Origin of the sequence: Microbacterium gorillae (assembly GCF_050990725.1) — a bacterium.
Classification (GTDB): domain Bacteria; phylum Actinomycetota; class Actinomycetes; order Actinomycetales; family Microbacteriaceae; genus Microbacterium; species Microbacterium gorillae_A.
This window is the reverse complement of sequence record NZ_CP158844.1, coordinates 3,572,165-3,585,417: the sequence shown is the minus strand read 5'-3', so window position 1 is coordinate 3,585,417 and position 13,253 is coordinate 3,572,165. Positions and strand designations below refer to the sequence as shown.

The 13,253-nt window shown below is 65.4% G+C and carries 14 protein-coding genes and 1 pseudogene; 9 read left to right on the top strand and 6 right to left on the bottom strand.

The features are described 5' to 3' along the window. Window positions 1-26 precede the first annotated feature (26 nt). Together ABTV68_RS16575 and ABTV68_RS16570 are read right to left on the bottom strand one after the other, a co-directional pair. Window positions 27-893 (bottom strand): hypothetical protein, encoded by an 867-nt coding sequence (locus ABTV68_RS16575; protein WP_433674795.1) that lies wholly within the window; start codon window positions 891-893, stop codon window positions 27-29. 36 nt (window positions 894-929) lie between these two features. Next, window positions 930-1,400 carry a hypothetical protein gene (locus ABTV68_RS16570; RefSeq protein WP_433674794.1) on the bottom strand — a complete coding sequence of 157 codons (471 nt, stop codon included), beginning with the start codon at window positions 1,398-1,400 and terminating at the stop codon, window positions 930-932. Between ABTV68_RS16570 and ABTV68_RS16565 the strand changes: the two genes are divergently transcribed. Further along, a complete protein-coding gene (locus ABTV68_RS16565) occupies window positions 1,387-2,658 on the top strand; it encodes a PIN domain-containing protein (RefSeq protein ID WP_433674793.1) in 1,272 nt (423 codons plus the stop codon). The two genes, ABTV68_RS16570 and ABTV68_RS16565, sit on opposite strands and share 14 nt — an antisense overlap. Before the next feature lie 568 nt (window positions 2,659-3,226). Here ABTV68_RS16565 and ABTV68_RS16560 read toward each other — a convergent pair. Together ABTV68_RS16560 and ABTV68_RS16555 are read right to left on the bottom strand one after the other, a co-directional pair. Continuing rightward, window positions 3,227-4,183: a DUF4238 domain-containing protein gene (locus ABTV68_RS16560; RefSeq protein WP_433674792.1), complete on the bottom strand. Its 957-nt coding sequence runs from the start codon at window positions 4,181-4,183 to the stop codon at window positions 3,227-3,229. A gap of 176 nt (window positions 4,184-4,359) precedes the next feature. Beyond that, entirely contained in the window at window positions 4,360-4,896 is a 537-nt protein-coding gene (locus ABTV68_RS16555; protein ID WP_433674791.1) for a hypothetical protein, read from the bottom strand. Between the two features lie 61 nt (window positions 4,897-4,957). On the opposite strand from ABTV68_RS16555, the gene ABTV68_RS16550 reads away from it, so the two are divergent. Continuing rightward, complete coding sequence (locus ABTV68_RS16550; protein ID WP_433674790.1) at window positions 4,958-5,254, top strand: hypothetical protein; 297 nt, start codon at window positions 4,958-4,960, stop codon at window positions 5,252-5,254. A gap of 50 nt (window positions 5,255-5,304) precedes the next feature. On the opposite strand, the gene ABTV68_RS16545 is transcribed toward ABTV68_RS16550, so the two are convergent. After that, window positions 5,305-5,562 (bottom strand): hypothetical protein, encoded by a 258-nt coding sequence (locus ABTV68_RS16545; protein ID WP_433674789.1) that lies wholly within the window; start codon window positions 5,560-5,562, stop codon window positions 5,305-5,307. 1 nt (window position 5,563) lies between these two features. Here ABTV68_RS16545 and ABTV68_RS16540 point away from each other — a divergent pair. Together ABTV68_RS16540 and ABTV68_RS16535 are read left to right on the top strand one after the other, a co-directional pair. Further along, window positions 5,564-6,008, top strand: a pseudogene (locus tag ABTV68_RS16540) (transposase); the annotation flags it as partial. Window positions 6,009-6,018: 10 nt separating this feature from the next. Next, entirely contained in the window at window positions 6,019-6,645 is a 627-nt protein-coding gene (locus ABTV68_RS16535) for a hypothetical protein (RefSeq protein WP_433674788.1), read from the top strand. Window positions 6,646-6,802: 157 nt separating this feature from the next. Here ABTV68_RS16535 and ABTV68_RS16530 read toward each other — a convergent pair whose 3' ends face one another. Further along, a complete protein-coding gene (locus tag ABTV68_RS16530; protein WP_433674787.1) occupies window positions 6,803-7,540 on the bottom strand; it encodes a M15 family metallopeptidase in 738 nt (245 codons plus the stop codon). Between the two features lie 139 nt (window positions 7,541-7,679). Here ABTV68_RS16530 and ABTV68_RS16525 point away from each other — a divergent pair, with 139 nt between their 5' ends. The 5 genes from ABTV68_RS16525 (at window position 7,680) to ABTV68_RS16505 (ending at window position 13,221) form a co-directional block, all read left to right on the top strand. Next, window positions 7,680-8,990: an MFS transporter gene (locus tag ABTV68_RS16525; protein WP_433674786.1), complete on the top strand. Its 1,311-nt coding sequence runs from the start codon at window positions 7,680-7,682 to the stop codon at window positions 8,988-8,990. 226 nt (window positions 8,991-9,216) lie between these two features. Further along, window positions 9,217-9,831, top strand: coding sequence for a TetR/AcrR family transcriptional regulator (locus ABTV68_RS16520; RefSeq protein ID WP_433674785.1), 615 nt, complete (start codon window positions 9,217-9,219; stop codon window positions 9,829-9,831). Next, window positions 9,821-11,257: an MFS transporter gene (locus ABTV68_RS16515; protein ID WP_433674784.1), complete on the top strand. Its 1,437-nt coding sequence runs from the start codon at window positions 9,821-9,823 to the stop codon at window positions 11,255-11,257. Before ABTV68_RS16520 ends, ABTV68_RS16515 begins: the two co-directional genes overlap by 11 nt. A gap of 3 nt (window positions 11,258-11,260) precedes the next feature. Continuing rightward, complete coding sequence (locus tag ABTV68_RS16510; RefSeq protein ID WP_433674783.1) at window positions 11,261-12,454, top strand: M20 metallopeptidase family protein; 1,194 nt, start codon at window positions 11,261-11,263, stop codon at window positions 12,452-12,454. Between the two features lie 140 nt (window positions 12,455-12,594). Then, a complete protein-coding gene (locus ABTV68_RS16505) occupies window positions 12,595-13,221 on the top strand; it encodes a hypothetical protein (protein ID WP_433674782.1) in 627 nt (208 codons plus the stop codon). The last annotated feature ends 32 nt before the right edge of the window (window positions 13,222-13,253 follow it).

Genomic DNA, 13,253 nt, shown 5'->3' with positions numbered 1-13,253 from the left:
GACAGGGGGTTCCTTCATGTCTCCGATCACTCCTCGATGAGCACCCACTCGCCAAGCACGTCGGGCTCCGCGTCGACGATGGTCGAGTCGACGACCGTCGTAAGACCGTCGTGGAAGACGCTGACCACCACATCGCCTGCGTAGTGTGCGAGAACCACGTCGTCGAAGAGGTCGTCTGCCGGCTTGACGTCGGAGACGTAGTCGAGCCCGCCGTTCCCGAAACTGAGACGCATGTACTCGTCGTCCGTCGACGTCGAGCAGTTCTTCACGATCACGGCTTCGGATAGGTCGTCGAGCGCGTAGGTGAGCGAGACGTCTTCGGTGGTGCCGCGCACTGCATCCTTCAGATCTTCGTCGCGTGGCAGGGAGTCGACCAGCTCGACAGCAGGGCCATAGAGGTCTGCACCGTAAACGGCACCGCGCTCGACGACCGTGCCCTCGGAGTCGATCGTGCCGCCGTAGAGACCCTCAAGGCCGGGGCCGTCCGGGTGTGGCGTCGCAATGACCTCGAGAGCGCACAGCCCTGGCGCGAAGGTACGAGGAGTCAACGTGTACATGTCGATCACGGGTCGCTTCTCTTCCGGAAGCAGCTCGCGCACGGCCTCGGGGAACTGGATGGTGAAGGGGGCGTCTTCCGACGCGACGAGGCTCGGTCGTCCGACGCTCGGGACGGCGAGGTCGACGAAGCTGTAGGTGGCCTCACCGGCTGCGGCGTTGCCGGACGAACTACCCTGCTCCGCATCGGTGTTCCCGACGTCGCCCTGCGTCGCAGGGGATCCGGTCTCGCCGGCCGGGCTCCCGGTCGTCTCCGCCGACGTGCACGCGGCGAGGCCGAGCCCTGCCGTGAAGATGAGCGCGACGGCAGTAGCGGTGCGGTTGATGGTGCTGGTCATGATGCTGATTCCGATCTCTGTGGTGATGGGTGCTGCTCAGAAGATGAAGCTGGCGATCGCGCCGCCGGCCTCGATGCACATGTTCTGGTAGATGTCCGCCTGTGCCTCGGCGCGGCTGGATGCGATCTCGCCGTAGTCGGGCGTGAGTGCGGTGTCGGTGATAGTGAGCTTCGACTGCGGAGAGTGCATGAGCGGGTTGTCGCCCTCCCACGTCGCGAGGTAGGTGTCCGCGCCCGTGTCGACGAGGTTGGCAGTGACGTCCTTCTTGGTCCTCCCGAGGCAGTCGAGCTCCTGGAAGATCAGCGTGTCGCCGTCGACCACCCAGCGCTCCAGACGGGGGCTGAACGCCTGCACCGCGTGCAGGTAGACAGTGCCTTCCTCAGTCGACAGGTCGACGGCGTTCTCGTCGGGCTCCTCGGCCGCTGGAGCCTCCGTCGGCGCGGTGACGTTGTCGCCACCTGCAGGCTCCGTCACATCGACCGCGGGAGCGTCGGTGATCTCTTCCACAGGAGCGGGGCTCTGCTCGACATCGGTCGTCGCCGGAGCCTGGTTGGCGAAAGAGTCCGGTCAGAAGCTCTTGGAACTGGCCGCGAAGGGGAACTGCGTCGTCGTATACCCGCAGGTGGTGATCGACGAGCTGCGCCGACAGAGCGTCGAGCGCGCACACGAGGCGCACGACAGTGCGGCTGGCGGCCTTGCCGAGATTGGCGAATCGGGCGTCGACGTCAATGAGACTGCAGCCGCGCTGGCAGCCGTGTTGCAGCGCATCGAATCCGACATAGACAGCGCGTTCACCGGGCTCCTCGATCGCCCTGGTGTCACGACTGCGCCCGTTCCTGGGGTCGCAGCGGCAGCGCTACTGAGACGTGACCTGGAACGCCGGCGACCGTTCATGGAAATTGAGCACGGAGGCAAGAACAAGAAGAAGTCGGTCGGCTTCAGAGACGTGCTGATCTGGGAAACGGTGCTCGAACTTGCTGCTGCAGGCGCTCAGTACGAGGTGATTCTCTTTGCGACGTCGGACAACGGGTTCATCGATACCAACTCGCGATCTCTCCATCCCGATCTGCTGGGGGACCTCGATGCCCTCGGTGTCAGAGCTGGCGTCGTAGACAGAGTGGACAGCCTTCTTTTGGTCATTGCAAAGGTCGAGAGTGCAATGGAGGAGGCATCCGCGCGAGAGCCCGAGGGCCCGACGGCTGTTTCGTCGGACGACATTCTCAAGATCGTTGTCGATGAGCTGAGAGGTCCGATCCCATCGAAGCTCGCCCTCGTGACCGCGGCTACCGAAGCGCTCTACGAGTTGGAGGGCAAAGCCGTCGAGATGCAGATGGGCTACGGCGGAGACTACGACTACCCGGAGTTCGTGAAGTTCACGGTACCCGCCTTTGAGAGCAGCGTGATCACCAGCATCGATCAGACGTCGCAGTTCACGTTCGAGGAGAGCTCAGACAGTCCTGACGTACTCGTGGGCACTGCGAACGCGATCATCACTCTTGAAGGTGGCGTCCACAAAGGCGACTGGTTCGCAGACGACGAGCACAGGGTTGAGATCACTGGTGAGCTCAACGATCGCTACTTCGAAGCGAGCAGCGAAGTGGCGGTCCGCGCGGCCGTCGCGCTCGATATCGAGGGCGGTGACGTGACCGTCGTCGGTGTCGAGCTCGAGGACGATACGTCGCTGCAGAACGCCGCGGAAGATCAGCTTGCTTTCGAGACTCTAGACGCGTCAGACGACGAGAACGACTCTCGGCCCGCGCTTTGACGGGCCACCGACTGCTCGTCACGCCGTCTCGTTGATCGATTCTCGAGCCGCGCGACCACGGAGCCTGCCGAGCTGTTGGCAACGACGTACGCGCAGCGGCCGCTCCGAGGTGAGGTTGCTACGGTCTGAACTACGGTCTAACCCAGTGATCTACGGTTAAAGCCAGTAATCTTCAGTCATCATCGCCACCCAGTAAACCCGAAATCACGCGGCAAAATCACTGGAAATGACTGGAACCGACAAATGATCGACTCATAATCGTGAGGTCGCGGGTTCAAGCCCCGCTCCTGCTACAGATGAAAACCCCCGGATCTCCGGGGGTTTTGTCGTATCCGGGAGGGTGCGCGTGGGGACAGCGGCGGACGTTGTGCCGGATTTGTGCCGGTCGGTTGCACGGCGAGGGAGGCCAGGCTCACCGCGCCTGGGCGGTTTCGGATTCACAGATCAATGACCAGCCCGCCATCCTCCACGCTCGCGATATCGCCAAGTACCGCCTCTCGCGCCCCCGACGAGGAACACTGGTGTATGAATCCGGTCGATGATCCCTACGAACGGATTGAGGGGCGTCTCAAGCGCATGCCGCGGCGGGAGGTTGCGTCCCGCAACGACCTTGAGCCCGCTCCATAGCCCGCTCAAGGTCGTCGATGGCACCGCATACGGCCAGTACTCCTGCAAGCTCTGAATATGCGATGGGGTGCGCGCACGCCTTGGGGTGTCGGCCACAACCGCCAACGCCTCCGCAGTTCCAGCAACGAAGTCCTGAGAGAACCCGGCGACCGTGGCTGTTGACCGAGAGCGCGAGGTCTGGTTGTGGAGGCAATGAAAAGAAATCTCGCCTCCACCGACCCTTTTCCCAGGAGAGGACCTTCGACGGGCCTTCAGGGGAAATTGCCAAAAAGGCGCGGCGCGAGATGGGCACGATGAGGCGCAGGAGAACCTCTTCAACTCCATCGCGTTCGATCGTGTCAACGTAATAGGCGTATCCCAGGTCAGAGGTGCACAAGTCGCTTTGCGTCGTACCAAGCGACCAGCCAGACACGAGTAGCTTCCCCATCGCTCGATTTCGCCCCATGATGCGGTTCTGATTGACGGTGGACTTGTCCGCTGCGAGCTCAATCAACAGGGAGTCCTCGTCCGATGTACTCGCGTCGTTCTGCCACGCATTCACCAGCCGTTCCCCGTAGAACCGATCGCGAACCGTGAGCGAGGCGACAAATGGGACCACAACCTCAAGCCACTCCACGAGGGGAAGCGTGCCACCAATCAGATTGTCGAGGGCGGTTGAGAGGCGTGGCTCATACTCATCCCAGAGGTCGTCGACGAACCGCTCGCCCGACGGATGCATTTGCCCGTCAATGTTGTCCACGTCGTACAGGTCGTTAACGAACCCGATTGCCGCAGCGCGTGATGGTTGCGAAACATGCTGACCGGGGCGCAGGACCTGCAACCGCCGCTCCCGAAGCGCGTCTCCTTCCTCGCCTGAGAAGCGCCCCAGAAACGCGGCTGGAATATAGTGATCCCTCATCAGGCTCCTCGATTTGCCACTCGGTGTCTGTGCCCATCGGACAGCATGACCTTACGTCGATATCAGTTGCACTGGCCCGCCACGGTCGCGCCGAGGTACACTTGAAGCACGGCGGGCAGTAGCCCTCGGAGCCTGGCAGTCTTCCGGACGGTATGACGAGCCAGGCTCACGTGTTTCTAAGGGCGAGTGACCCGGGACTCTACGATCGCTTCGACGCGACGGATCCAGTCGCCGCCGTTCGAGTAGCACCAGGCGACGGCATCACTCACCCAGAGCAGCGGATGCTCATGTGGCGCGACATGCCGATACTGCATCTCCGAAGATCCAGCGCGGCGGATTGTGTCCGCGATCAGTCGGCGGTCGGCCCGCTCGAGGGACTCGTCTCGTTCGATGATCAGCTGCGCCACACCAGCGCGGACGGCCTCCTCAGCGAGTGCGCCGAGCGACAGCGGCCGCGCTTCCTTGTCTGACCGCCGCTTGACAACCCACACGGACACACGTACCTCAAGAGTGCACATGCGCGAGAGAATCTGGCGGCGTCGACTGTCGTTCTCGCTCTTGAAGTGGATGCGTCGCTGACCCGGCTTGAGGAGATCGCGCAATGCCCGTTCGGATGCCTGAACATCGCCGATTGCGGTGGCAGTCGCAACGACGTAGTAGCCTCGCGCTTTCGACTCATCGACGTAGACGCGGTCTGCGGGGCGGAAGGTCACTTCTCCACCGTAGACGGGACATCGGACGCATCGCAGACGGCGAACGACACGTCTCCCGGCGGTGAGGCTCCGCGTACGGCGGCTTGACGAAGAAGACGTCGTTTACGTCGATGGCCTGCTGACGATGACGCCCGAGCGTACGATCGCTGACCTTGTCGAAACTCGCGAAGATCCTTCCCTGATTGCGGATGCGCTCCGGCACGCGGCGGAGCAATGGATGCCCCTGCATCTGAGCCGTCTCGGACAACTGCTGGATCCGCTCGCATCGAGAAACGGACAACCATCGGGCGTTGCCCTCGCGGAAAAGCTGATGGTTGTTGGTGGTCTGGACGAGTCGGGTCTCCTACGCCGTCCCTGAGGCCCGCGAGCGACCTGTTCCGCAACATTCTGTGCAGCGACACGCCCTCATCACTCGTGGTTCCACACGGAGGCGTCGAGGCGCGAGATCGCCGTGACCCAAGCGCTGTCGGCTTCTGTACCGCAGGTTGCGTTGAACATCTCTTGCAGCGGTGGCAGTTCGATGCCGTCTTTCCAGAACTCTGTCGCGCCAGCGACCTGTGCGATCCAGTGAGGCGGTTCGGCGCGGAACTCATCCACGTGAATCAGGTATTCGCCCTCAAGCACTGTCGCGACCCAGCGATTGGGCACCTGGATGCTGTCGAGCAACGGTGTCAGCGGGGAAGGGCGCCGGGAGATCCTCGGGATGGCGCTGGGAGACGCGGAGACCACCGACTTCTGGACCGAGTTCCTCCGTGGCCTGCGCGAGCGCGGGCTGAAGGTCGCCACCGACGCCGACCCGCTCGGCGTGACCCTCGTGACGAGGGACTCACACGCCGGACTGAAGGCCGCGGTGAAAGCGATCCTGCCCGGCGCGGGCTGGCAGCGTTGCCGGGTTTATTTCGACCCGCAACGTCACCCAGAAGCTCGGCTCGGCGCGCTCGAAACCGGACAACGCGCTGATCTCCGCGATCTTCGCGCAGACCACGACCGAGGCCGTCACTGCCCATGGCAGCTGGTGGCCATCGCACGGCGACGACGCGGCGGGGCTGCGGACCGCGGCAATGGGTGGGCCGCGCACTCACATCTGGGAGCGTGTCCCCACTCCCCGGGTAGGATCGCGCCATGCGCCTCCATGCCTCGCTCCGGTCTTCGATCGCCATCGCGATCGCGGCCTGTGTCGCCGTGACAGTGACCGCGTGCGCGGGCGGAGACGCCCCCGCAGATGCCGAGCAGATCGCTGAGAGTGCGCGCTCCCTCGACATCGTTCCCGAGCTCGTCTACACGACCGATGTCGACGGGTACGACCTCGCGGTGCAGTCGGTCGGCTCGACCGGCTCCAGCGGCATGTCGGCGTCGTGGTTCAGCGAGGCACGTGGCGGAATACTGACGATCCGCACCGACTTTGGAGAGGTCACCGCCGAGACCTGTGCAGAGATGCCGATGTTCGAGTCAGGCGAAGCTGCCGTGACCTGTGACGAGGACGACGATGGACTCTGGCATCGAACGGCGGGCGACGTGCACGAGTACTTCGCGGTGCGGGGCGATGTACTCATCCGTGTGAGCGGCCGTGGTGCGTCCGCCGAGGACCTGCGGGCTGCGGCGCAGGCAGTACACGTGCCGTCGGCCGCTGAACTCGAGCTGCTCTTCTCCGATGCACTCAAGCGGCTGCAGGGGCAGCCTGTCGAGCGCGGCGACCTTCCTGAGCACGGCGACGGTGCTCCGATCGACCCGTCGGGACCCGGCGGCTGATCGCTTGCCTATGCCGGCATGGCGGCCCATCGAGACTGTTGCTCCGCTGATTCGCTGATGAGAACGCGATGGCCTCAGCTCGCATGCATCGGTATCGACCGAAACTCCCCCGCACCGAGCGATTCGGTGCGGGGGAGTTCAGCTCAGTCAGGCCGGGTTACTTGTTCTTGATCTCCATGACGCGAGACCAGATGTTCCCGCTGGTGGTGACGCGAACGCCGTCCGGCGTGTAGCCCTTGCCCTGCGTCGCCATCACGACGCCCGACCACGGGATGCCCATCGAGAGCTGAATGGCGTTGAAGCCCTCGTGGTTGACGTCGATGATGGGACCGCCGTTGAGGATCGAAGCCATCGTCTGAGCCTGACCGGGGTTGGTTTCGTACTTGATGAACTCCTGGCCGACAGTGAAGACCTGTCCGCCGTTCGTTGCCCAGCGAATTACTCGCATCTGATCATCCTTCTTTCTGCCCGCTGGGGGCGTGTAGTTTCCGTTGAATTCCCAGTGCCACGATTCGACTTGAGAGAAGTTTGCTCCCGCCCACCACCATCCGTAGTTCGCGGCATTGTTGCGGAGCCAGACATGCCCCGCGGATGAGCGACCTGGTGAATAGATCTCGCCGCCGAAATCAGCGGCGATGGCCCAACCATGGTTGGACGTGCCCGGGTAAGCGGCAAGGTTTCCCGTGCCGTTCTGGTATGCATTCCATGCGTCCCACTGGCCCGCGAGATCGCGGTACCCGTCGTTGATGATGAGCGTACGGCCGAGAGCGGCAGCGTAGGCGCCGCGCATGGCTGTGAGGGCTACGGCAGCGTCATTACGAAAGTAGGAGCCACCCACATTCGTGAGCTCGCTGGTCGGAATCTGACCATTTGAGTAAGTCGGCAGTTCAATCACCTCCTTGTTGATGAGTCATGTACTCGAATTTGTGTACTAATTAAGCGTATGAGGACTGCGGAATTAACGGGAACAGAAGAACGAACTCGCTCAACTTGGCGCGACACGACCGTCCCCTCGCGCATGCGAGGATCGAATGATGAGCTCTGCAGAACCCGCCCCCGTTCGTGAGGGGCTGTGGCGCAGGCTCGCCGCCTCGATGAATGAGCCGGTGCTGCGCACCCTCGTCATCTCGACGGCCGTGTCCCGTGTGGGTCGCGGCGTGTTCCTCACCGTGACGGTGCTGTTCTTCACGCAGATCCTCGGGCTCGGTGCGGGGGAGGCGGCCGTCGTGCTCGCGGTGTCGAGTGCGTGCGGAGTGGTCGCCTCGCTGGTGGGCGGCTGGCTGGCCGATCGCCGCAGCGCGCGACGCATCGCGTTCGTGTGTGAGGCGCTCGGTGGTCTACTGCTGGCCGGGTATGCCCTCGCGGGCGACTTCGTCTCCGCCCTGATCCTCGCCAGTCTCTCCGGATTCTTCGATTCGGTGGGTCACTCGGCTCGCTCGGCCATCATCGCTCGCGGACTCGCTCCCGAGCGCCGCGTGCATGCGCGAGCGGTGCTGCGGACCGTCACGAACCTGTCGATCGCGCTGGGGTCCGGTATCGCCGCGATCGCCCTCGCGCTCGGCACCGCACCCGCGTACCGCACGGTCATCCTCGTAGCGGGGCTGCTCTGCGCGATCGGGTCGATCCCGCTGCTCCGCCTGCCTGCCACCGTCGACGCACCCGCACGAAACGCGAGCGCGCTGCGCACCCCGACCGGCTCGATCAACACGGTGGCGCAGGAGGAGCGCCGCGACTGGCGCCGGCGCTCGCCGTGGCGGGATCCGCGCTATCTCCTGCTGACCGTGCTGTCCGCGGTGTTCGGCATGCAGTTCGGCGTCGCCGAACTCGGCGTGCCGCTGTGGATCACGCAGGAGACGCAGGCGCCGACCGTGATCGTGTCGGTGCTTCTGATTCTGAACACGGCGCTCGTAGTGCTGTTCCAGGTTCAGGCCTCCCGCGGCACGCACGATGTTCGCGTCGCCGGTCGCGTGACGATGATCGCGGGCTGGCTTATGGCTGCGGCCTGTTTCATCTACGCGCTCGCGGCCGGGCTTCCCACCTGGGCTGCGATCACGGTGCTCGTGCTCGCGATGGTCGCGCACACGTTCGCGGAGATCCTGTCGCAGGCCGGCGCCTGGGGGCTCAGCTTCGAGCTGGCGGATCCGGTGCGCGCGGGCGCGTATCAGGGCGTGTTCGGAATGGGCTTCTCGCTCGGCGCACTGGCCTCGCCGATGGTGGTCAACGCCACCGCGCTGACATTCGGCCTCGCGGGATGGGCGATGCTCGCGGGGATCTTCCTCGCCGCGGCCGCCGGAATCATGCTCATCGCGCGCCGCGCAGCTGCATGCGCGCCGGCCACGAGCTGAGCCGCCCACCTGTGGCGATCAGGAGACGCTGATCGCCTCGGAGGCCCGTTGCGCCGCTGAGCCCCTCCTCGGTGGCCGCCCCGAGGCGCTGATCGCGAGGAGATCGCGCACAAGTGCGTCGTCGACGGGGCACAGTTCGCGCTCCGACGCGGCGCGAAAAGCCCCCCTCCGCATCGTGATGGACCTGTAACACTTACGAAACACGTCGTACCGTATCGTTTCTCTCATGACGTCGACCAGCTCCGAGCGCACCGGCCGTCCGACCGACGAAGACCTCACCCGCCGCATCCTCGAGAGCGCCGGACGGCTTCTCGGTGAACGCGGATACGCCGCGCTGAGTGTGGAGCAGGTCGCAAAGGCCGCCGGCTGCGGCAAGACCGCGATCTACCGTCGCTATGCCGACAAGGGTGCGCTGGTCGCCGCCGTGCTGCAGTCGGAGGTACGGATCGGAGACATGCCCGACACCGGCGACGTGCGCACCGACCTCCTCGAGCACGCACTGCAGAACCAGCGCAACCAGGAGCTCTCCCCTGAGCAGAGCCACGGGTTGCGCGCCATGTTCGAGCCCGACGTCTTCCCGGCCCTCTGGGACGGGTTCTTCCAGCACCGCAGAGCGCAGGGGATCGAGATCATCGACCGCGCCATCGCCCGAGGCGAGCTCCCCGCCGACGTCCACCATGACGTTCTCCTCGACACGATCGCCGGGCTCACCCTGTACCGGCAGTCCGTCAAACGCATTCGCATCGCCGAGCACTCCTACGTCGACATCATCGACGCGCTCGTCTCCCGCCCGCCGCGTCGCTCCCACGACTCCGACGAACAGGTCCACCATGTCCACTGACGCCCCCGTCACCCAATCCCTGCCCAAGGTCAGCGCTCGCGCGGTCGTCGGGTTCCTCATCTTCTGCGAGCTGGCCAGCGGCTTCGTCCAGGGCTTCTACGCCCCACTGCTCGGCGAGATCGCGGGTCACCTGAAGGTCTCTGACGCAGACATCACCTGGTTCCTCACGGTGCAGACGCTCGCCGCCGCCGTGTGCGTCCCGCTGCTGTCCAAGCTCGGCGACATCTTCGGTCATCGTCGGATGCTGCGCATCGCGGTGATCTCCGTGCTGATCGGCACCGTCGTCACCGCACTGCTGCCGAACTATCCGCTGGTGCTGGCCGCCCGGATCCTGGTGGGACCGCTCGCCGTCTGGCTGCCGCTGGAGATCGCGCTGGTGCACAACCGCATCAAGGGCGAGACTGCTCGCACGTCGATCGGCCTGCTGGTGTCGTTCCTCACCGGTGGCGCGATCCTCGGCACGATCTCGGCCGGTGTCTTCTCGGCGCTGCTGCCGAACCTGACCCTGACGCTGTTCATCCCGGTGCTCCTCGTCGCGGTGAGCGTGTACGCGGTGTTCTTCAAGGTTCCCGAGTCCACCTCGCGCACGGGTGCGAAGGTCGACGTGCTCGGCTTCGTCGGCATCGGCCTGGCCATGGTGGTGCTGCTGTTCGGCCTCCGCCTTGCTTCGAGCGAAGGCTTCGCCTCGGCAGCCACGATCGGCACGCTGGCAGCCGCCGTCGTGATCTTCGCGCTGTGGGTGCTGTGGGAGCTGCGCTCTTCCTCTCCGGCCATCGACGTCCGCCTGATCGTGTCCCCTCGGATGGGTCCGGTGTACCTCACCGCCTTCCTGTTCGGCATGGTGATGTTCGGAGCGCAGTCCCCGTCGACCACGTTCCTCACCGCCGACCCCGCACAGACCGGGTACGGCTTCGCCGCCAGCGCGGGCACGGCATCCGCGGTCACAGCCGTGGTGACGATCCTCGCCACGATCGGCGCCGCCACGTTCGCGCCGATCGCACGCAAGGTCGGCATTCGATCGGTGCTGGTGACCGGCGCCATCGTGGCGGCATCCGGCTCGCTCGTGCAGATCGCCTTCCACGATCAGCTCTGGCAGATCTTCCTGGTCTCCGCGATCAACGGCATCGGCATGGGCCTGCTGCTCGGAGCTCTTCCCGCCCTCGTGGCGGAGGTCGCGCCGAGCGATCAGACCGGCATCGCGACCGGTGTCTACAACTCGCTGCGCACGCTCGGCGGCTCCGCGGCCGGTGCCGTCTTCGCCGTGATCCTCGCGGGCTTCACGGCATCCGGCTCGCTCTCCTCGTCGATCGGCGGCTATGTCACCATCTGGGCCGTATGCGCCGGAGCCTTCATCATCGCCGCCGTGGCGCTGGCATTCATGCGGATGCCGAGCCACGCTGACACCACCGTCACCACGAAAGGCTGAATCATGACCGCCCCCGACTTCACCGCAGACGCCGTCGGCATCCTTCCCGAACTCGTCGCGCTGCGCCGAGCACTGCATGCCGACCCCGAGCTCGGACTCGACCTGCCCCGCACCCAGCAGAAAGTCATCGACGCCCTCGCCGGACTTCCGCTGGAGATCACCACGGGAACGGCCACCACCTCGGTCGTCGCCGTGCTTCGCGGCGCCCATCCGGGCCCTGCGGTCCTGCTCCGTGGCGACATGGACGCGCTTCCCATCGACGAGGCGACCGGCCTCGACTTCGCCTCGACCAACGGCAACATGCACGCCTGCGGGCACGATCTGCACACCGCGGGTCTGGTCGGTGCCGCGAAGCTCCTCTCCGCCCGACGCGACGAACTCCACGGCTCCGTGATCTTCATGTTCCAGCCGGGTGAGGAAGGGCATGGCGGAGCGAAGGTCATGCTCGACGAGGGTCTGCTGGACGCCGCAGGCGAGCGTCCCGTCGCCGCCTACGCGATCCACGTCGCTCCGGGTCCGCGGGGCATGTTCGCCACGCGTTCTGGTGCGGTTGCGGCTGGTTCGAACCAGCTCTTCGTCACCGTCAAGGGACGCGGCGGGCACGGATCCCAGCCGCAGCAGACGCTGGATCCGGTGCCGGCGGCCGCGGAGATCGTCCTGGCGCTGCAGAGTTTCGTGACGCGCCGGTTCGACGCGTTCGACCCGATCGTGCTGTCCGTCACCCGACTGTCCACCGGCGATGGCGCCGTGAACGTGATCCCGGAGCAGGTGGAACTCGCCGCCACCGTGCGCAACATGTCTCCGGCATCGCTGCAGACGCTGCAGGAGGGCCTGCCCCGGGTGATCGAGGGCGTCGCGAGCGCGCACGGACTGTCGGTCGACGTGCGTTTCGAGACGATGTACCCCGTCACGGTCAACGACGCGGCGGAGACGGCGGAGACCGTCGACGTGCTGCGCGGGACCTTCGGCGAGCAGCGGGTGATGATCATGCCGACGCCGATGATGGGTTCAGAGGACTTCGCCTTCGTGCTGAACGAGGTTCCGGGCACGTTCATCGCGCTGATGACCTCGCCTCCGGAGACTGATCTGGCGACGGTCGAGTGGAATCACTCGCCGCGCGTCGTGTTCGACGACGCGGTGCTCGGCGATCAGGCGGCAGCGCTCGCCGCGGTGGCATTCGCTCGCACGGCTCGCTGATCCGGCGTCGGGGGCGCGTCGTCGGGTTCTCGACGGTGCGCCCCGTGAAGTTCGCGACGATCTGCACCGTCACCGAGCGCAGTTGTTGCGGCGACGGCGGGCATCGGGCCTAGACTCGCCCAAACGGGGAGAGGACAGTGATGTCGCATCCGGCACACGCCATGTGGATCTCGGTGGTGCTCGGTGCCGCCGGCGTGATGCTGGGCATCGCCGCGTTCCTCTTCCTCGCTCCCGTTCCCGGGTCGCCGTGGCCTCTGATCTCCCTCTGCGCCGCGGCATTTCTGTCAGGCGTGGCGATGTTGTGGGGCGCGATCGTCATCGGGCTCAACACCTCCCGCCGCGCGCAAGTGCTCATCGCTCTGCTCGCCGCCCTGGCTTTCGTGGGAGCGGCATCGTGGCTCGCACTCTGGGCTGCCCTCCTCGCGAGCGCGTCGCTGGTGTACGACCAATTAGTCTTCGAGTTCTTCAGCTTTGCGATGGGTCCGGGTCCGTGGGTGCTGCGTGTGCTCGGAGTCTTGGCGATCGGTGCGCTCCTGCTCCGGGTGGCGCTCGTCCCGACGGTGCCGCTTCGATCGCGCGTGTATTTCTTCACCGCGCTGGCGTCGGGAGTCGTGTCGGTGAGCCTTCAGCTGGTTCTCGCCGTCTACCTGGCCGCGGGAGCGTCAGCGGCCGGTGTCACGCTGTTCGCCGCCACGATGTCGATCGCGCTCGTGCCGACCTTCGCGGCGTTCGCCTTCCAGAACTGGGCCGTCGAATCGCAGCGATGAAAGGTCGAAGACGCCTCTGCGCAGGCGGTGCG

Bases quoted from the DNA above. Each gene is read 5' to 3' on its own strand.
- ABTV68_RS16575 (WP_433674795.1), bottom strand. From the start codon at position 893: ATGACCAGCACCATCAACCGCACCGCTACTGCCGTCGCGCTCATCTTC.
- ABTV68_RS16560 (WP_433674792.1), bottom strand. From the start codon at position 4,183: ATGAGGGATCACTATATTCCAGCCGCGTTTCTGGGGCGCTTCTCAGGC.
- ABTV68_RS16535 (WP_433674788.1), top strand. From the start codon at position 6,019: ATGCGCCTCCATGCCTCGCTCCGGTCTTCGATCGCCATCGCGATCGCG.
- ABTV68_RS16525 (WP_433674786.1), top strand. From the start codon at position 7,680: ATGAGCTCTGCAGAACCCGCCCCCGTTCGTGAGGGGCTGTGGCGCAGG.
- ABTV68_RS16520 (WP_433674785.1), top strand. From the start codon at position 9,217: ATGACGTCGACCAGCTCCGAGCGCACCGGCCGTCCGACCGACGAAGAC.
- ABTV68_RS16515 (WP_433674784.1), top strand. From the start codon at position 9,821: ATGTCCACTGACGCCCCCGTCACCCAATCCCTGCCCAAGGTCAGCGCT.
- ABTV68_RS16510 (WP_433674783.1), top strand. From the start codon at position 11,261: ATGACCGCCCCCGACTTCACCGCAGACGCCGTCGGCATCCTTCCCGAA.
- ABTV68_RS16505 (WP_433674782.1), top strand. From the start codon at position 12,595: ATGTCGCATCCGGCACACGCCATGTGGATCTCGGTGGTGCTCGGTGCC.